At 58.4% G+C, this 17,548-nt stretch carries 16 protein-coding genes and 1 pseudogene; 3 read left to right on the top strand and 14 right to left on the bottom strand.

Annotated features, from left to right (window positions below):
- The first annotated feature begins 21 nt into the window (after nt 1-21).
- Nucleotides 22-510 carry an N-acetyltransferase gene (gene yhhY, locus KTH07_RS22070; protein WP_023304560.1) on the top strand — a complete coding sequence of 163 codons (489 nt, stop codon included), beginning with the start codon at nt 22-24 and terminating at the stop codon, nt 508-510.
- Between the two features lie 87 nt (nt 511-597).
- Here the strand turns inward: yhhY and ggt are convergent, their stop codons facing one another.
- A complete protein-coding gene (gene ggt / locus KTH07_RS22065) occupies nt 598-2,343 on the bottom strand; it encodes a gamma-glutamyltransferase (protein ID WP_217310849.1) in 1,746 nt (581 codons plus the stop codon).
- Nucleotides 2,344-2,465: 122 nt separating this feature from the next.
- Between ggt and KTH07_RS22060 the strand changes: the two genes are divergently transcribed.
- Nucleotides 2,466-2,837, top strand: coding sequence for a DUF2756 family protein (locus tag KTH07_RS22060; RefSeq protein ID WP_023304562.1), 372 nt, complete (start codon nt 2,466-2,468; stop codon nt 2,835-2,837).
- Here KTH07_RS22060 and ugpQ read toward each other — a convergent pair.
- The 10 genes and pseudogenes from ugpQ to livK all read right to left on the bottom strand — a co-directional run bounded on the left by ugpQ (nt 2,827) and on the right by livK (nt 12,921).
- Nucleotides 2,827-3,567 carry a glycerophosphodiester phosphodiesterase gene (gene ugpQ, locus KTH07_RS22055; RefSeq protein WP_023304563.1) on the bottom strand — a complete coding sequence of 247 codons (741 nt, stop codon included), beginning with the start codon at nt 3,565-3,567 and terminating at the stop codon, nt 2,827-2,829. The two genes, KTH07_RS22060 and ugpQ, sit on opposite strands and share 11 nt — an antisense overlap.
- Nucleotides 3,564-4,634 carry a sn-glycerol-3-phosphate import ATP-binding protein UgpC gene (locus KTH07_RS22050; RefSeq protein WP_022649656.1) on the bottom strand — a complete coding sequence of 357 codons (1,071 nt, stop codon included), beginning with the start codon at nt 4,632-4,634 and terminating at the stop codon, nt 3,564-3,566. The genes ugpQ and KTH07_RS22050 overlap by 4 nt, the downstream gene beginning before the upstream one ends.
- Nucleotide 4,635: 1 nt before the next feature.
- Nucleotides 4,636-5,481, bottom strand: coding sequence for a sn-glycerol-3-phosphate ABC transporter permease UgpE (gene ugpE, locus KTH07_RS22045; protein ID WP_015571468.1), 846 nt, complete (start codon nt 5,479-5,481; stop codon nt 4,636-4,638).
- Nucleotides 5,478-6,366: pseudogene (gene ugpA, locus KTH07_RS22040) on the bottom strand (sn-glycerol-3-phosphate ABC transporter permease UgpA). Before ugpA ends, ugpE begins: the two are co-directional and overlap by 4 nt.
- Nucleotides 6,367-6,524: 158 nt before the next feature.
- Nucleotides 6,525-7,841, bottom strand: coding sequence for a sn-glycerol-3-phosphate ABC transporter substrate-binding protein UgpB (gene ugpB, locus KTH07_RS22035; RefSeq protein WP_023304564.1), 1,317 nt, complete (start codon nt 7,839-7,841; stop codon nt 6,525-6,527).
- 247 nt (nt 7,842-8,088) lie between these two features.
- Nucleotides 8,089-8,802, bottom strand: coding sequence for a high-affinity branched-chain amino acid ABC transporter ATP-binding protein LivF (gene livF / locus KTH07_RS22030; RefSeq protein ID WP_015571469.1), 714 nt, complete (start codon nt 8,800-8,802; stop codon nt 8,089-8,091).
- A gap of 1 nt (nt 8,803) precedes the next feature.
- A complete protein-coding gene (gene livG, locus KTH07_RS22025) occupies nt 8,804-9,568 on the bottom strand; it encodes a high-affinity branched-chain amino acid ABC transporter ATP-binding protein LivG (protein ID WP_003861544.1) in 765 nt (254 codons plus the stop codon).
- Complete coding sequence (locus KTH07_RS22020) at nt 9,565-10,842, bottom strand: high-affinity branched-chain amino acid ABC transporter permease LivM (RefSeq protein WP_003861542.1); 1,278 nt, start codon at nt 10,840-10,842, stop codon at nt 9,565-9,567. The genes livG and KTH07_RS22020 overlap by 4 nt, the downstream gene beginning before the upstream one ends.
- The gene (livH, locus tag KTH07_RS22015) at nt 10,839-11,765 is read right to left on the bottom strand and encodes a high-affinity branched-chain amino acid ABC transporter permease LivH (protein ID WP_023304565.1); all 927 of its coding nucleotides are present in this window, start codon (nt 11,763-11,765) and stop codon (nt 10,839-10,841) included. Before livH ends, KTH07_RS22020 begins: the two co-directional genes overlap by 4 nt.
- Before the next feature lie 46 nt (nt 11,766-11,811).
- Nucleotides 11,812-12,921 (bottom strand): high-affinity branched-chain amino acid ABC transporter substrate-binding protein LivK, encoded by a 1,110-nt coding sequence (livK, locus tag KTH07_RS22010; protein ID WP_023295547.1) that lies wholly within the window; start codon nt 12,919-12,921, stop codon nt 11,812-11,814.
- 424 nt (nt 12,922-13,345) lie between these two features.
- Here livK and panM point away from each other — a divergent pair, with 424 nt between their 5' ends.
- The gene (gene panM / locus KTH07_RS22005) at nt 13,346-13,729 is read left to right on the top strand and encodes an aspartate 1-decarboxylase autocleavage activator PanM (protein WP_015571473.1); all 384 of its coding nucleotides are present in this window, start codon (nt 13,346-13,348) and stop codon (nt 13,727-13,729) included.
- Between the two features lie 162 nt (nt 13,730-13,891).
- Here the strand turns inward: panM and livJ are convergent, their stop codons facing one another.
- From livJ to rpoH, 3 genes are all read right to left on the bottom strand, one after another.
- Nucleotides 13,892-14,992, bottom strand: coding sequence for a branched chain amino acid ABC transporter substrate-binding protein LivJ (gene livJ / locus KTH07_RS22000; protein ID WP_015571474.1), 1,101 nt, complete (start codon nt 14,990-14,992; stop codon nt 13,892-13,894).
- Nucleotides 14,993-15,189: 197 nt separating this feature from the next.
- A complete protein-coding gene (locus KTH07_RS21995) occupies nt 15,190-16,455 on the bottom strand; it encodes a 4-aminobutyrate--2-oxoglutarate transaminase (protein WP_017693844.1) in 1,266 nt (421 codons plus the stop codon).
- Between the two features lie 136 nt (nt 16,456-16,591).
- Complete coding sequence (gene rpoH, locus KTH07_RS21990) at nt 16,592-17,449, bottom strand: RNA polymerase sigma factor RpoH (RefSeq protein ID WP_000159624.1); 858 nt, start codon at nt 17,447-17,449, stop codon at nt 16,592-16,594.
- Nucleotides 17,450-17,548: the final 99 nt, after the last annotated feature.

Genomic DNA, 17,548 nt, shown 5'->3' with positions numbered 1-17,548 from the left:
TAACTGACTGAGGAACAAGGAATGAGTGAGATAGTGATACGCCACGCTGAACCGAAAGATTACGACGCCATTCGTCAGATCCACGCCCAGCCGGAGGTGTACCACAACACGCTACAGGTTCCTCATCCTTCAATGGAAATGTGGCAAATGCGGCTAGGCGAGCAGCCGGGCATTAAACAGCTGGTTGCCTGCATTGATGATATCGTGGTCGGCCACCTCACCATTGATGTCGCCCAGCGACCACGCCGCAGCCACGTTGCAGATTTCGGTATCTGCGTTGGCGCGCAGTGGCATAACCGCGGCGTGGCCAGCGCACTGATTCGCACCATGATCGATATGTGCGACAACTGGCTGCGCGTCGACCGCATCGAGTTAACGGTGTTTGTGGATAACGAACCGGCAATCGAAGTGTACAAAAAGCACGGGTTTGAGATTGAAGGCACCGGCAGGCGCTACGCCCTGCGCAACGGCGAGTATGTGGATGCGTATTATATGGCGCGTATGAAGTAGTTTGTTGCCGGGTGGCGGCTTCGCCTTACCCGGCCTACGTTCGTGCCGTTGTAGGCCCGGTAAGCGCAGCGCCACCGGGCAAAAAAATCAATACCCCGCCGTTAAATCATCCACCGAACGCGGGTCCGATGCGCCAAATAGCGCCCCGTCCGGCCCGACCATAATGCTCTGGGTGCTGCCCATCGCCTCCTTCACCGCCACCTTCTGCCCGCGCTGCTCAAGCAGCTTGAGGGTGTCCGGGCTAAAGCCCTTCTCCACGCGCAGCTCGTCCGGCAGCCACTGGTGGTGGAAACGCGGCGCATTGGTCGCTTCGGCGACGTTCATCCCAAAGTCGATACTGTTCACCACCATTTGCAGCACGGTTGTGATAATCCGGCTCCCGCCAGGGCTGCCGGTCACCAGCCAGGTTTTGCCGTCTTTCACCACGATGGTGGGCGACATGGACGACAGCGGGCGCTTCTTCGGCCCGACCGCATTCGCATCGCCGCCGACCAGGCCGTAGACGTTCGGCACGCCCGGTCTGGCAGAGAAGTCATCCATCTCGTTGTTCAGCAAAATACCGCTGTTGCCCGCCACAATGCCGGTGCCGAAAGTGGTGTTAAGCGTGTAGGTCACCGCCACCGCGTTACCGTCTTTATCCACCACCGAGAAATGGGTGGTCTGGTTACTTTCATACGGCGCCAGCTTGCCGGGGCGGATCTCGCTCGACGGCTTCGCCTTGTTGATGTCGATCTCGTTGGCAATCGATTTGGCATAGGCTTTGTTGGTCAGCGCCTGCCACGGCACCTTCACGAAGTCCGGATCGCCAAGGTATTCCGAGCGGTCAGCGTAGGCGCGCTTCTCCGCCTCCGCCATCACCTGCATGGCATCGGCGCTACCGAAGCCGAACTTGTGCATATCGAAGTTTTCCAGAATATTGAGGATCTGCACGATGTGAATGCCCCCGGAGGACGGTGGCGGCATGGAGAAGACCTCGTAGCCGCGATAGGTGCCGCTGATCGGCTCGCGCTCCACCGCCTTATATTCCGCCAGATCCGCTTTGGTGATCAGCCCGCCGTTCTTCTGCATCTCATCGGCAATCTGATCGGCAATCGGCCCCTTATAGAAGGCGTCCGGACCGTTTTCGGCAATCAGTTCGAGACTTTTTGCGAGGTTCTTCTGCACCAGCTTATCGCCCTTTTTCAGCGGCTCGCCGTCTTTCCAGAAGATAGCCTTGCTGTTCTCATGATTGGGAATAACTTCGCTGCCGTAGGTTTTGAGGTCGTCCGCCAGCGCGTCGTTGACGACGAAGCCGTCGCACGCCAGCTTGATGGCAGGCTGCACCACTTTATTCAGCGGCAGCGTGCCGTATTTTTCCAGCGCCAGCGAGAAGCCCGCAACGGTGCCCGGCGTGCCGGAGGCAAGGTGCGAGGTCAGAGATTTTTTACTGTCCGGATTGCCCTGATCGTCGAGGAACATATCGCGGGAGGCCTGGTTCGGCGCCATCTCACGGAAGTCGATGGCCGTGGTTTTACCGTCTTTGGTGCGCAGCATCATAAACCCGCCGCCGCCCAGGTTCCCCGCCTGTGGATGCGTCACCGCCAGCGCATATCCCACCGCGACCGCCGCATCCACCGCGTTACCGCCCTGTTTAAGAATATCGACGCCCACCTGCGTTGCCAGCGCGTCAACCGAGGCCACCATGCCGTGCGTCGCCCGCACGGGGTGAAAAACATCCTCCTCCATGCCGTAAGAGACCGGAGGAGCGGCGGGCGGGTTGGCCGCCACGGTAAATGTGCCGCCTGCCATCAGCGCAGCGATGGCGACCCAGCGCAAAAAGGTTGGTTTCATCATTATTGTTCTCCAGGTGAAGGGGCCCATATTCCCCGCTTAAGCCTGGTTCACAACTCTTAAAAAATCATCGTTATGCCGGAATCAGGGTAAACTTAAGAGAAGCCTCAAAGGAGGAGATAACCATGAAACGATTACTGATCCTGACCGCGCTGCTTCCGTTCGCCGCGCTCGCACAGCCAATCAACACCCTGAACAACCCGAACCAGCCGGGCTACGTCATTCCGAGCCAGCAGCGTATGAAGACGGAGATGATGAGCCAGCAACAGCAGCAGAAAGGGATGCTCAATCAGCAGTTAAAAACGCAGACCCAGGTGCAGCAGCAGCACCTGCAAAACCAGATGAATACCAACACCCAGCGCGTGCAGCAGGGCCAGATGCGGGAGCAGCCGCTGCCAAACTCAAACGGTGGGATGTTAGGGGGAGGGGTGTCGCAAAGCAGCGGTCAGCAGCACATGCTGCCGACCCAGCAGAACGGCAGTATGCTTAATAAATAAAGTTCGGCCCGATCTGGTCAATCGCATCGGTACAGATGCTGTCCACGCCCCAGCGCAGCAGCTCGGCTGCACGCTGGGGTTTGTTGACGGTATACACCAGGATATGCAGACCGGCCTCCTTCAACAGCGTCACGCGCGCTTCATCCAGCAGCTTATGGTTGAGGTGGATCGACACGCAGCCTAAGCGGGTCGCCAGCGCGCGCCAGTCTTCTCGCCACTCATCCAGCAGCAGCCCGCGCGGCAACTCCGGAACGGCGGCCTGTGCGGCTTCCAGCGCGTCGATGTCAAACGACGATAACAGCGGCGCGGTCATCCCTTCCCACAGCTCGCGCGCGGCAAGGGCAATCACTTTACCCGTCAGCGGCCCGGTGCCGGTGGTCGGTTTGATTTCGATGTTGGCCATCATGCCGTGTTGACGACAGCGGTCCGCCACTTCCGCCAGCAGCGGCAGCGGTTCGCCTTTAAATTCGCCGCTGTACCAGCTACCGGCATCCACCTTCAGCAGGTCACGCCACGGCAGTTCGCCCGCCACGCCCCAGCCGTTGCTGGTGCGTTCGAGATTGTCGTCGTGCAGCAGGAAAATTTCGCCGTCCTTCGACAGCTTGGCGTCGAACTCGATCATCGTGTGGCCGTAGCGCGCGCCAACGTCAATTGCCGCCAGGGTGTTTTCCGGCGCCAGTTTACCGCCGCCACGGTGGGCGACGATGTGGGGGTAAGGCCAGTTGCTCATACTCGTTGTCCTGTTTCACCGTCAAATAAGTGCAGGTGATTTTCCGGCATATGCAGCCACAGCGTGCTGCCTGCCTTCGGGCGCTCCTGATGCGGCAGGCGCACCACCAGCTTTTGCTCGCCCCAGCGCCCGTGCGCCAGGTTGTCTGCGCCCAGCATCTCCAGCGTATCCATCACCAGCGGCACGCCGCCGTCCGCCTGAGACGTCAAACCAATATGCTCCGGGCGGATACCGAGCGTCATCTTACGCCCGGCGTAGCCACGATAGTACCAGTTGATCGGCAACGCCATCCCGCTTTCCAGCTCGAAGTGGGTTCCCGCCGCATTGATCCGCCCGTCCAGCAGGTTCATCGCCGGGCTGCCGATAAAGCTCGCCACAAAACGGCTGGCCGGTTTTTCGTAGACCTCCACCGGGGTGCCAATCTGCTCGGCGATGCCTTTGTTCATCACCATCACGCGCTGGGCGAGGGTCATGGCTTCAACCTGATCGTGAGTCACATAGAGGGACGTGGTTTTCAGGCGGCGATGCAGCTGCTGTAGCTCAAGGCGCATCTGCACGCGCAGTTTGGCGTCGAGGTTTGACAGCGGTTCGTCGAACAGGAATACCGCCGGGTCGCGCACGATGGCGCGCCCCATCGCCACGCGCTGACGCTGGCCGCCGGAAAGCTCGCGCGGACGGCGCTTCAGCAGGCCGTCCAGCTCCAGAATGCGCGCGGCCTCTTTCACGCGCTCCTCGATATGACCTTTGCCCATACCGCGGATTTTCAGCCCCCAGGCCATGTTCTCTTCCACGCTCATGTGCGGATAGAGGGCATAGTTCTGGAACACCATCGCGATGCCGCGATCTTTGGGCTCCATCTCAGTGACGCGCTGGCGGTCAATCCAGATATCCCCGGACGTTACGCGCTCCAGCCCGGCCACCATACGCAGCAGGGTGGATTTTCCGCAGCCGGACGGGCCGACCATCACGATAAATTCCCCGTCCGCCACGTCGAGCGTCAGCGGCTGAATGACCTGGGTTTTACCGTCCCAGCTTTTGGTAACTGCCTGTAATTTTAAACCTGCCATCTTATTTCTCGCTATCGACCAGGCCGCGGACAAACGCGCGCTGCATGGCTAAAACAATGACTACGGGTGGGATAAGGGTGAGCAGCATCGCCGCCATCACCTGGTTCCAGAGGGTGGTGCCTTCGCCGGTGGCGATCATGCCTTTGATGCCTGCCACGGCGGTGCCGAGGTTGACGTCCTGAACGATCAGCAACGGCCACAGATACTGGTTCCAGCCGTAGATAAAGGTGATCACAAACAGCGCCGCGAGGTTGGTTTTCGACAGCGGCAGCACGATGTCGCGGAAGAAGCGCATCGGCGAGGCCCCGTCGATGCGCGCGGCTTCAATCAACTCATCCGGCAGGGTCATAAAGAACTGGCGGAACAGGAAGGTGGCGGTCGCCGAGGCCATCAGCGGCAGGGTTAAGCCCGCGTAGCTGTCGAGCATCTTCAGGTTGGCGATCACCTCCACCGTCGGGAAGATACGCACCTCTACCGGCAGCATCAGGGTGATGAAAATCATCCAGAAAAACAGGTTACGCAGCGGAAAGCGGAACCAGACGATGGCGAACGCTGAGAGCATCGACACCGTAATTTTGCCGACGGTGATGCCAAACGCCATGATGAAGCTGTTGAGCATCATCAGCCAGAACGGCGCGCTGTTGGCGCCCACGCCCTGGGTCCAGATGGTCTTCATGTTTTCGAAAAGGTGTCCGCCCGGGATCAGCGTCATCGGGGTGTCGAACACCGCTTTGGTGTCCAGCGTGGCGGCGACGAAGGCCACGTACAGTGGGAACAGGATGACGATAATCCCTAAAATCAGCATGGTATGGCTGAAAATCGTCAGCCCGCGACGGTTCTCAATCATTGGTAGCGCACCTTACTTTCGACATAGCGGAACTGCACCACCGTGAGGATGATGACGAGGAACATCAGCACCACGGACTGCGCGGCAGACGCTGAGAGATCAAGTCCGGCAAAGCCTTCGCGGTAGATCTTGTAAATCAGCGTGGTGGTCGCCTGCACCGGGCCGCCCGCGGTGGCGGCGTCAATCACCGGGAAGGTGTCGAAGAAGGCGTACACGAGGTTAACCACCAGCAGGAAGAAACTCACCGGGGCGATCAGCGGCAGCGACAGCCGGAAGAAGCGGCGCACCGGCCCTGCACCGTCGATGGCGGCGGCCTCCACCAGCGAACGCGGGATAGACTGTAGCGCGGCAAAGAAAAACAGGAAGTTATAGCTGATCTGCTTCCACACCGAGGCGAACACCACCAGGAACATCGCCTGACCGCTGTTCTGAGCGTGGTTCCAGTCGTAGCCAAACTCGCCCAGGAAGTGGGTAATCAGCCCGCGCCCTGGGTTAAACAGGAAGATCCACAGCACGGCGGCCACGGCAGGAGCCACGGCGTAGGGCAGCAGCATCAGGGTCTGATACAGACGGCTGCCGCGCACCACGTAATCCACCAGCGCGGCGAAAAACAGCGACGCGACAAGACCGCTCACGGTGACCAGCGCACTGAATTTGATCGTCGTCCAGAAGGAGTCCAAGGTAGTAGCTGTCGTGGAACAGCGCGGTAAAGTTGTCCAGCCCGACAAACTGGCTGGAAAGCCCGAACGGATCGACGCTTTGTACCGAGTACCACAGCGCTTCGCCCGCAGGCCAGATAAAGAAGATAACGGTGATGACCAGCTGCGGTGCGACCAACAGGTACGGCAGCCAGCGGGAACGGAACACCGGACGGGATGAGGACATTGAGATTAGGTTCCTGAACATTGCCGGGTGGCGGCTACGCCTTACCCGGCCTACAAATATTTCTCCCTCTCCCCGTGGGAGAGGGTTGGGGTGAGGGCATCAGCCCGCACGATCCCCCGTAGGCCCGGATCGCTACGCGTCACCGGGCGTTTCAGCGATTACGATTTGGTCGACTGCTCAAAGCGGCGCAGCAGCTGATTCCCGCGCTCTACCGCAGCGTCCAGCGCCTGCTGTGGCGTTTTCTTCCCGGTCCACACGCTTTCCAGCTCTTCATCCACGATGGTGCGGATCTGCGGCATGTTGCCCAGACGCAGGCCTTTGGTGAACGGCAACGGCGGCTTGTTCAGCATCTGGCGCGTCGCGATGTCTGCGCCCGGGTTCTTGCTGTAGAAGCCCTGCTCGCGGGTCAGGTCGTACGCGGCTTTGGTGATCGGCAGATAGCCGGTCTTCTGGTGCCACTCGGCGGCGTTTTCCGGCTTCGCCAGGAAGTCGAGGAACTCGGCCACGCCTTTGTAGGTGCCGTTGTCTTTACCCTGCATCACCCACAGGCTCGCCCCGCCGATGATAGCGTTTTGCGGCGCGCCTTTAACGTCAGCGTCGTACGGCATCATGCCCACGCCGTAGTTGAATTTGGCATAGTGACGTATATCCGCCAGCGAGCCGGACGAGGCGGTAGTAATGGCACAGTCGCCGTTGTAGAACTTCTCGGTGGATTCGTCTTTACGCCCGAAGTAGCTGAAGTCGCCCTTCTTGTTGAGTGCTTCCAGCAGCGCGATGTGCTTCACCTGCTCCGGCTTGTTGAACTCCAGCACCGCGTCGGTACCGTCGAAGCCGTTATTTTGGGTGGCAACCGGCAGGCCGTGCCAGGCGCTGAAGTTTTCAATCTGGATCCAGCCCTGCCAGCCGCTGGCGTAGCCGCACTTCATCCCCGCCGCTTTCAGCTTCGCGGTGTACTCCGCCAGATCCTGCCAGGTTTTTGGCGGCTGCTCCGGATCTAAACCGGCTTTTTTGAAGGCGTCTTTGTTGTAATACAGCACCGGCGTGGAGCTGTTAAACGGCTGGGACAGCAGGTGGCCGGTTCTGGAATCGGTGTAATAACCGGAGACGGTCGGTACGAACTGGGATTCATCGAAGTTAATACCTGCTTCTTTGAACACTTCATAGACCGGCTTGATGGCTTTGGAGGCCATCATGGTGGCGGTGCCCACTTCATAAACCTGTAACAGCGCAGGCGCGTTACCGGTACGGAAGGCGGCGATGCCCGCGCTCAGGCTCTGCTCGTAGTTGCCTTTGTACACCGGCACAATTTTGTAATCCGGGTGGGTGTCGTTGAAACGCTGCGCCAGGGAGTCAACCTCTTTACCCAACTCCCCTTCCATGGAATGCCAGAACGGAATGGTGGTCACAGCCATTGCGTTCGTCGCAAAAGCCAGACCCAGTGCCAGACCCAAAGCTGTGTGTCGTAACGATGTCATTGTCATCTCTCTTATTGTGCCGGATGCGCGATATCACGCGTTTTATGCTCGCGAGGTAACATGACATGCTCGAATGACAGAAAAATAACTGTTTGTTTACAGATAAGTGACAGCCAGGCGTCAGGGGGATGATGGTTGTGTGAAGGGGTTTAGTGGTTAAAAAAGCCGGGTGGCGGGTACGCCTTACCCGGCCTGGTCGATCCCTGTAGGCCCGGTAAGCGCAGCGCCACCGGGCAACACAGACGGCTTAGCCTCCGAGGTACGCGCTCCGCACCGCCTCGTTCGCCAGCAGCGCGTCACCGGTATCGGAGAGCACCACGCGCCCGTTCTCCAGCACGTAGCCACGGTCAGCGAGCTTCAGCGCCTGGTTGGCGTTCTGCTCGACGAGGAAGATGGTCATCCCCTCTTTGCGCAGCTGCTCGATGGTGTCGAAAATCTGCTGGATAATGATCGGCGCAAGACCAAGCGACGGCTCGTCCAGCAGCAGCAGGCGCGGCTGGCTCATCAGCGCGCGGCCAATCGCCAGCATCTGCTGCTCGCCACCGGACATGGTGCCCGCTCGCTGAATACGACGCTCCCACAGGCGCGGGAAGAGTTCGTACACCCACTTGATGCGGGTCTGGAATTCATCCCGATGGGCGAAGAAACCGCCCATCGCCAGGTTCTCTTCCACCGTCATGCGGGAGAATACGCGGCGCCCTTCCGGGACAATCGCCACCGCTTCACGCATGATCTTAGCCGTCTGCCAGTCGGTAATATCTTTGCCGTCAAACACAATCCGCCCGCTGGTGGCGCGCGGGTCGCCGCACAGGGTGCCGAGCAGCGTGGTTTTACCCGCGCCGTTGGCGCCAATCAGGGTGACGATTTCGCCCTGATTGATGTGCAGGCTGACGTCGTGCAGCGCCTGGATCTTGCCGTAGTGCGCGTTGACCTTGTCGAACGTTAACATCGCTTTTTCCATCTTATGCCTCACCAAGGTATGCGCGGATCACGTCCGGGTTGTTGCGGATCTCTTCCGGCGTGCCGTTTGCCAGCGGCGTGCCCTGGTTTACCACGTAGATACGGTCCGAAATGCCCATCACCAGCTTCATGTCATGCTCAATCAGCAGGATGGTGGTGTCGTGATGGTCGCGCAGCTCGGCAATCAGCTCGTCCAGCTCTTTGGTCTCTTTCGGATTGAGACCTGCCGCTGGTTCGTCGAGCATCAGGATCTCCGGCTGGGTCACCATGCAGCGCACGATCTCAAGGCGACGCTGATCCCCGTAAGCGAGGTTGCTCGCCTGGCGGTTGGCGTGCTGGAGCAGGCCGATACGGTCGAGCCAGGTCGCGGCGCGGTCGAGCGCCTCCTCCTGCGTGCGGCGAAAGGCCGGGGTTTTCAGCAGGCCGGAGAACAGCCCGGTTTTCAGCTGCTGATGCTGTGCCACCAGCAGGTTCTCAATCACCGTCATCTCGCGGAACAGACGCACGTGCTGGAAGGTGCGCACCACGCCCATGCGGGCAATCTGCTGGCCCGGCAGCCCTTCAAGGTGCTGGTCGCGCAGCATGATGGTGCCGCCCGTCGGCTTGTAGAAGCCGGTCAAACAGTTAAAGACCGTGGTTTTTCCCGCGCCGTTCGGGCCAATCAGGGAGACAATCTCTTTCTTGTGCAGATCCAGATTCACATTGTTGACCGCCAGCAGGCCGCCAAAGCGCATCATCAGGCCGTTAACGGATAATAAAGGCTTCATGCCTGCTCTCCTTTCGCCTGTGTGCGTTTCAGCTTCAGCTGTGGACGGGTCATCGGCAGCAGACCCTGCGGACGCCAGATCATCATCAGCACCATCAAACCACCCAGCATTAACATGCTGTATTCGTTAAAGTCGCGCATCAGCTCGCGGGAGACCACCAGCAGGATAGCCGCGAGGATCACGGCGAACTGCGAGCCCATTCCGCCGAGCACCACAATCGCCAGCACAAAGGCGGATTCGGCAAAGGTGAACGATTCCGGGCTGACGAAGCCCTGACGTGCGGCAAACAGCGTCCCGGCGAAACCGGCAAACGCGGCGCTGATGGTAAATGCGGTCAGCTTGATGCGGGTCGGGTTCAGGCCCAGGGAGCGGCAGGCGATTTCATCTTCGCGCAGCGCTTCCCAGGCGCGGCCCAGCGGCATGCGCAGCAGACGGTTGATCACGAACAGGGTAATCACCACCAGCAGCAGCGCCACCAGATAGAGCCAGATCACGCGGTCGGACGGATCGTACTTGATGCCAAAGAAATTGCTGAAGGTATCCCAGCCGCCTTCACGGGCGGTACGGCTGAACTCCAGGCCGAAGAAGGTCGGTTTCGGGATCTGGCTGATGCCGTTCGGACCGCCGGTCACTTCGGTATTGTTGAGCAGCAGAATACGGACGATTTCGCCGAAGCCTAAGGTCACAATCGCCAGATAGTCACCGCGCAGGCGCAGCACCGGGAAGCCGAGCAGGAAGCCCGCCGCGGCAGAGACCAGCCCCGCCAGCGGCAGACAGGTCCAGAAGCCGAGGCCGTAATAGTGGTTCAGCAGCGCGAAGGTGTAAGCGCCGATGGCGTAGAACCCGCCGTAGCCCAGCACCAGCAGGCCAGACAGCCCCACCACCACGTTCAGACCGAGCCCCAGAATCACGTAGATCATGGTCAGGGTGGCAATATCCACCGTCCCGCGCGAGACCATAAACGGCCACGCTACGGCAGCCACCAGCAGCGCCACCAGGAACAGCTTCTGTTTCACCGTTGTACCGTCGATCGCCGGCAGGACGAATTTCGGCCCGGAGACGTTTTTCAGCGTCTTCTGGAACAGCGGACGCAACAGCTGGAACAAGAACACCACCGCGGTGCCGATAAACACCCACTGCCAGCGGATGTCGGGAGCGGTATCCACCACCAGCTTCGTGCCGTCCAGTCCTAACTGGACGCCCATAAAGACGCCCGCCAGGACGAAGAACATGGCGGCAGAGAGCAGCGCCATCGCAAAATGCATCGGTTTCATACTTTCTCTACCTCCGGACGGCCCAGAATACCGGTAGGCATTACCAGCAGAACCAGAATCAGCAGGGCAAACGACACCACATCTTTATATTCGGTGCTCAGGTACGCCGAGGAGAGCGCTTCGGCCACGCCCAGGATCAGGCCGCCGATCATCGCGCCCGGAATGCTGCCGATGCCGCCCAGTACCGCCGCGGTGAAGGCTTTCATCCCGGCCATAAAGCCGATGTACGGGTTGATTACGCCGTAGAACTGGCCGAGCAACACGCCAGCCACCGCCGCCATCGCTGCGCCGATCACGAAGGTCAGGGCAATCACGCGGTCGGTGTTAATCCCGAGCAGGCTCGCCATCTTCAGATCTTCCGCGCAGGCGCGGCAGGCGCGTCCCATGCGGGAGTAGCGGATGAACAGGGTCAGGGCCAGCATGGCAATAAAGGTCACAACCCAGATAACCAGCTGCATGGTGGTGATGGTGGCAGAGAAGTGTTCGCTGGCCCCCACAATCCACTGGCCGTTAAACAGGCTTGGCAGCGCTACGTCGCGTGAACCTTCGGTCAGGCTGACGTAGTTTTGCAGGAAAATGGACATACCGATGGCGGAGATCAGCGCGATCAGGCGTTTGGAGCTGCGCACCGGCCGGTAGGCCACCCGTTCAATACTCCAGCCGTAGGCGCTGGCGATCACAATCGCGCCGACAAACCCGGCGGCCACCAGCAGCCAGCTGCTGTCGATGCCCATCATCATCAGCGCGGCGATAATCATAAAGGAGACGTAGCTACCGATCATGTACACCTCGCCGTGGGCGAAGTTGATCATGCCGATAATGCCGTAAACCATCGTGTAGCCGATGGCGATCAGCGCGTAGGTGCTTCCCAGCGTGACGCCGTTAAACATCTGCTGCAAGAAGTAGAGAAACTGCTCGGACATAAGAAAACCTTTTTATACCCGCCCGGTGAGCCGGGCGGTGGGATGATTATTTGGCGACCGAGGAAGACCCGTCGGCGTGCCACTTAAAGACACCAAACTCAAATCCCTTCAGATCGCCTTTCTCATCCCAGTTCAGCGGCCCAATCACGGTGTTCGCCCCGTGTGCTTTTAAATCTTTCACCAGATCCAGCGGCTCTTTACTGCCGGTACGGTCCAGCGCGGTGGCCAGAGACTGCACGGCCGCGTAGGTGATCCAGACGTACGGACCGCTCGGATCTTTCTTCTGCGCCTTGAGCGCATCCACGATAGCCTTATTCGCCGGATCCTGGTCATAGCGTTTTGGCATCGTCACCAGCATGCCTTCGGCAGAATCGCCCGCGATGTTGGACAGGGAGGCATTACCGACGCCCTCTGGCCCCATAAACTGGGTTTTCAGGCCGGTGGCGCGCGCCTGGCGCAGCATCTGCCCCATTTCCGGGTAGTAGCCGCCGTAGTAAACGAAGTCGATATTCTCTTTTTGCAGGCGGGCGATCAGCGCGGAGAAGTCTTTCTCACCAGCGGTAATGCCGTCGAAGAAGACGATGTTTGCGCCGCCTTTTTTCAGGCCATCCTGCACGGAACGCGCCAGGCCTTCGCCGTACTGCTGCTTATCATGAATGATGGCGATACGCTGCGGCTTAACGGTTTCGAGGATGTATTTGGCGGCGGTTGGCCCCTGAGAGGAGTCCAGACCGGCGGTACGCATGATGTGCTGGTAGCCGCGCTGGGTCAGTTCCGGGTTGGTGGCACCCGGGGTGATCATCAGAATGCCTTCGTCTTCGTAGATATCAGACGCAGGCTGCGTGGAGGAAGAACACAGGTGCCCGATGACGTACTGGATACCGTCGTTAACGATTTTGTTGGCGACCGCGACGGCCTGTTTAGGATCGCAGGCGTCGTCATACTCCACGCCTACCAGCTTGTCGCCTTTGATGCCGCCTTTGGCGTTGATATCTTTGATGGCCTGACGCGCGCCGTTGAACTCCATGTCACCCCACTGGGCAACAGGGCCGGACATCGCCCCCACTACCGCAACTTTAATGTCGTCTGCCATAGCGGCATGCGAGATCGACAGTGCGACCATCCCCGCGATTAACGTCTTCGCGTTCCTTTTCATCTCTGAATCCCCATTCGTGATGTCATGTTTATATTTTGTTTTATTATGGTTAAAAAGCATTCTGTACTTTTTATGAACAACGCTATTTTTACCAGTGCCTTTAATGGTTTAGCGCAGTTTTTTGTCAAAAACCAGACTAAAATCTCTATTTTTCAGGCGATTAAGCAAAGATAATATTCTGAAATCAGGCGGAGATAAACAAATAAAAGCGCGGTTTGCAGCATAAAATAACGGTACAAAGCGCCGAATAAATCACTGCCCTTCAGGTTAAAATTCTGCTTATTTTTCGATCCATGTGTTTTCAAACTGCCCATCGCGCTGCCAAAAAACTAATCACCTGGTAAATGGGAAGAAAAAGAGAAAGCGCCTGAGCAAATAAATTGAGTACACTGGCCCTACTCTTTTTGATTTGGACAAGCAGCTAATGAAACTGACTATCGTGCGTCTGGTGACCTTTAGCGACCAGGATCGTATCGACCTGGGCAAGATCTGGCCGGAATATTCCCCTTCATCGCTGGCCGTCGATGAAAACCACCGCATCTATGCCGCGCGTTTTAATGAACGTCTGCTGGCCGCCGTCCGCGTAACGCTGAGCGGCACGGAAGGGGCGCTGGACTCCCTGCGCGTGCGCGACGTGACCCGTCGTCGCGGGGTCGGGCAGTATTTAATTGAAGAGGTGATCCGCGAAAACCCGAGCGTAACCTCCTGGTGGATGGCCGACGTGGGCGTAGAGGATCGCGGCGTGATGGCGGCGTTTATGCAGGCGTTAGGGTTTACGGCGCAGGCGAACGGGTGGGAGAAGCGCTAAAAGAAAGCCGGGTGGCGGCTGCGAGGTGCTCATAGTAGGCCCGGTAAGCGAAGCGCCACCGGGCAAAAGAGGGCTGAGCGGGCTGATGCCCTCACCCCGGCCCTCTCCCACGGGGAGAGGGAGAAAACATTAAAAAAGGCAACTTGCGTTGCCTTTTTACGTTTATTTTGCGTCAGTCGCCGTGCCGTTGGCATGCCAGTCAAACACGCCGAACTCGAAGCCCTTCAAATCGCCCTTCTCATCCCAGGACAGCGGCCCCATCACGGTTTCCACCGAGTTCGCTTTCAGCCAGGTGGCAATCTCCGCCGGATCGGCTGACTGGTTCAGGCCCGCTTGCAGAGACTGCAACGCTGCGTAGGTGGTCCAGACGAACGCACCGCTTGGATCCTGTTTCTTCGCCTTGATGGCATCGACAACAGGTTTGTTCGCAGGCACCTGGTCGTAGTTCTTCGGTTTGGTCACCAGCAGCCCTTCAGCGGATTCACCCGCGATATTAGACAGGGAAACGTTCGCGACACCTTCTGGCCCCATGAACTGCGTCTTCAGACCCGCCGCACGCGCCTGGCGCAGGATCTGCCCCATTTCCGGGTGGTAGCCGCCGTAGTAAACGAAATCGATATTTTCTTTCTTCAGACGCGCGACCAGGGTCGAGAAGTCTTTCTCACCGGCGGTGATACCGTCAAAGAACACCACGTTGGCGTTCGCTTTTTTCAGGTTATCCTGCACCGCACGGGCCAGGCCTTCGCCGTACTGCTGTTTGTCATGAACAATCGCGATGCGCTGCGGCTTCACTTTTTCCACGATATATTTCGCGGCGGTTGGCCCCTGATCGGAGTCCAGACCGGTGGTACGCAGGATCAGCTTATAGCCGCGCGCGGTCAGCTCTGGCGCCGTCGCGGCCGGCGTGATCATCAGAATGCCTTCGTCTTCGTAGATGTCAGACGCGGGCTGGGTGGAAGAGGAGCACAGGTGACCGATAACGTATTTGATCCCGTCGTTTACCACTTTGTTCGCCACCGCGACCGCCTGTTTCGGGTCACAGGCATCGTCATATTTTACGATTTGCAGCTTTTCGCCCTTGATGCCGCCCTTAGCATTAATGTCTGCAACCGCCTGTTCCGCGCCGGTAAATTCCTGGTCGCCGTACTGTGCTACCGGACCGGACATCGCGCCCACCACGGCCACTTTAATATCGGCCTGGGCCATAGTGCTGAATGCCAACGCGATACATCCTGCCAGTAACGCTTTACCCTTCATGTTCATCCTGAGATTCCCCATTATTATGGTTATAACGATTGTTGTGATGTTGTTGTGTAGCGCTTTATTTCAGTTATAGGCGTGCTGTTCGCGCTTTTTCAGCATACTCTGCTAAAACATACCCCATTTTTATGATTTTGGAATAGCTAATTTGAAATGAAAATATGATAAGCCCAACTGTCATTTCAGCCGGGCTTTTGGCTTTATCGTGTCAGCGAGGCGGAAATAATATCCAGCGCTTTACGGAACTGCACTTCGGGGATGGTGAGCGGGTAGAGGAAGCGAATAACGTTGCCGTAAACGCCGCAGCTCAAAAGCAGCAGCCCTTCGTTCAACGCGCGCTCCTGAACCTGACGGGTAAATTCGGGCGACGGCTGTCCGGTTTGCGGATCGGTAAATTCTACCGCCACCATCGAGCCCTGCCCACGGATATCGGCGATATACGGACAGCCATCCTTCGCTTTATTCAGCACCTCGACTAGATGATGCCCGAGATGCGCCGCGCGGGTGCAGAGATCGTCCTCGTCAATCACATCCAGCACCGCATGGGCCGCCGCAATCGCCAGCGGGTTACCCGCGTAGGTTCCGCCCAGCCCGCCCGGGGCGGGCGCATCCATCACCTCCGCCCGGCCAGAGACGGCAGAGAGCGGCATCCCGCCCGCCAGGCTTTTCGCCATGGTGATCAGATCGGGCTTCACGCAGTGGTTTTCCATGGAGAACAGCTTGCCGGTACGGGCGAAGCCGGTTTGCACTTCGTCGGCAATCAGTAAAATCCCGTGGGTATCGCACAGGGCACGCAGCGCCTGCATAAAATCAGCGGGCGCGACGTTGAACCCGCCCTCGCCCTGAACCGGTTCAATAATGATTGCCGCCACCTGATCGGGCGCGATATCGGCTTTGAAGATGCGCTCCAGGCTTTTTAGCGCTTCGGCGGTACTAACCCCGTGCAGGCTGTTGGGGAATTGCGCGTGGTACACCGAGCCGGGGAACGGGCCGAAGCCGAGCTTATAGGGCGCCACTTTGCCGGTCATCGCCATGGTCATAAAGGTACGGCCGTGGAACGCGCCGCCGAAGGTGATAATGCCGGGACGTCTGGTGTACGCGCGGGCGATTTTCACCGCGTTTTCGACCGCTTCCGCCCCCGTTGAGAAGAAGGCGGTTTTGGCTGGCCCCTCTATGGGTACGCGCTGGTTGATGCGCTCGGCAAGCGCCACATAACCTTCATAGGGGACGATTTGATAAGCGGTATGGGTAAAGGCGTGAAGCTGTTTTTCGATGGCGGCGATAACTTTAGGATGGCGATGCCCGGTATTCAGCACGGCGATCCCGGCGGCAAAATCAATATACTCGTTACCTTCCACGTCCCACACCGTGGCGTTTTCGGCTTTATCGGCATAGAAGTTACACATGACGCCGATACCGCGCGGCGTCGCCTGTAAACGCCGGTCGTTCAGTTCGTTATTTTTCACCCTGTCACCCTCTGAAAGTCGCCTGCTTAGCGCATCAGTAAGTGTTTGCCAGGGGGAAGAAATTCGCCAGAGCGGGCGCTAAAAAAACAAAACCCCCGAATTTGCATTCGAGGGTTCTCGGTGTACTTCGCGGAAATTACGCTTCGATAGCGGCGCGAAGTTTTTTCATGGCGTTTTTCTCAAGCTGACGCACACGTTCAGCGGAGACGCCGTAGCGGTCGGCCAGTTCCTGCAACGTGGACTTGTTATCTTCGTCCAGCCAGCGGGCACGAATAATATCCTGGCTACGCTCGTCGAGGCCTTCCATCGCGAAGGTCAGCTTGTTCGCCGCCTGGTCTTCCCAGTTATCCTCTTCAATGCCGTCAGCAAAGTTAGAGGTTTTATCCTGTAGATACAGAACCGGGGCCATCGGCTGGCTGTCGGACGCGTCATCGTCAGCAGACATATCAAACGTCATGTCCTGCGCGGCCATACGGGATTCCATCTCGCGGACGTCTTTGCTGGAAACGCCCAGCTCGCGCGCCACCATTTCCACTTCATCCTGATTGAACCAGCCCAGACGCTGCTTGGTTTTACGCAGGTTGAAGAACAGTTTGCGCTGCGCTTTCGTCGTGGCGACTTTCACAATACGCCAGTTACGCAGGACGTATTCGTGAATTTCCGCTTTGATCCAGTGCACGGCGAAGGATACGAGTCGCACACCCACTTCCGGGTTAAAGCGACGTACCGCCTTCATCAGGCCAATGTTACCTTCCTGAATCAGGTCCGCCTGCGGCAGGCCGTAGCCCGCATAATTACGAGCAACGTGAACAACAAAGCGCAGGTGAGACAGGATCAGCGTTTTAGCTGCTTCCAGATCGCCCTGGTAATGCAGCTTTTCAGCAAGCTCCTTTTCTTCCTCAGCCGTTAACATCGGCCAGGTGTTCGCAGCCCGGATGTAAGATTCCAGGTTACCAACAGGGGCTAAAGCTAAAGTTTGCATTTCTTTGGTCATTCATTCCTCTCAATGTTTCTTCTGGTCCAGGTTGTCCCCGTCAGGCAACAACCATGCCAAAGCGTTTGAGCAACGAGATTAGCATTCACTCTTTTATCA

The sequence above is a fragment of the Enterobacter cloacae complex sp. ECL72 genome (assembly GCF_019056635.1).
Classification (GTDB): domain Bacteria; phylum Pseudomonadota; class Gammaproteobacteria; order Enterobacterales; family Enterobacteriaceae; genus Enterobacter; species Enterobacter hormaechei_C.
This window is presented reverse-complemented; position numbering and strand designations above follow the sequence as displayed.

Excerpts from the sequence above, each read along its gene's own strand:
- KTH07_RS22020 (WP_003861542.1), bottom strand. The coding sequence starts at position 10,842 with ATGAAACCGATGCATTTTGCGATGGCGCTGCTCTCTGCCGCCATGTTC.
- KTH07_RS22050 (WP_022649656.1), bottom strand. The coding sequence starts at position 4,634 with ATGGCAGGTTTAAAATTACAGGCAGTTACCAAAAGCTGGGACGGTAAA.
- ugpQ (WP_023304563.1), bottom strand. The coding sequence starts at position 3,567 with ATGAGCAACTGGCCTTACCCCCACATCGTCGCCCACCGTGGCGGCGGT.
- panM (WP_015571473.1), top strand. The coding sequence starts at position 13,346 with ATGAAACTGACTATCGTGCGTCTGGTGACCTTTAGCGACCAGGATCGT.
- livK (WP_023295547.1), bottom strand. The coding sequence starts at position 12,921 with ATGAAAAGGAACGCGAAGACGTTAATCGCGGGGATGGTCGCACTGTCG.
- ugpE (WP_015571468.1), bottom strand. The coding sequence starts at position 5,481 with ATGATTGAGAACCGTCGCGGGCTGACGATTTTCAGCCATACCATGCTG.
- livH (WP_023304565.1), bottom strand. The coding sequence starts at position 11,765 with ATGTCCGAGCAGTTTCTCTACTTCTTGCAGCAGATGTTTAACGGCGTC.
- livG (WP_003861544.1), bottom strand. The coding sequence starts at position 9,568 with ATGAAGCCTTTATTATCCGTTAACGGCCTGATGATGCGCTTTGGCGGC.
- ugpB (WP_023304564.1), bottom strand. The coding sequence starts at position 7,841 with ATGACATCGTTACGACACACAGCTTTGGGTCTGGCACTGGGTCTGGCT.
- livJ (WP_015571474.1), bottom strand. The coding sequence starts at position 14,992 with ATGAACATGAAGGGTAAAGCGTTACTGGCAGGATGTATCGCGTTGGCA.
- KTH07_RS22060 (WP_023304562.1), top strand. The coding sequence starts at position 2,466 with ATGAAACGATTACTGATCCTGACCGCGCTGCTTCCGTTCGCCGCGCTC.
- livF (WP_015571469.1), bottom strand. The coding sequence starts at position 8,802 with ATGGAAAAAGCGATGTTAACGTTCGACAAGGTCAACGCGCACTACGGC.
- yhhY (WP_023304560.1), top strand. The coding sequence starts at position 22 with ATGAGTGAGATAGTGATACGCCACGCTGAACCGAAAGATTACGACGCC.
- rpoH (WP_000159624.1), bottom strand. The coding sequence starts at position 17,449 with ATGACCAAAGAAATGCAAACTTTAGCTTTAGCCCCTGTTGGTAACCTG.
- ggt (WP_217310849.1), bottom strand. The coding sequence starts at position 2,343 with ATGATGAAACCAACCTTTTTGCGCTGGGTCGCCATCGCTGCGCTGATG.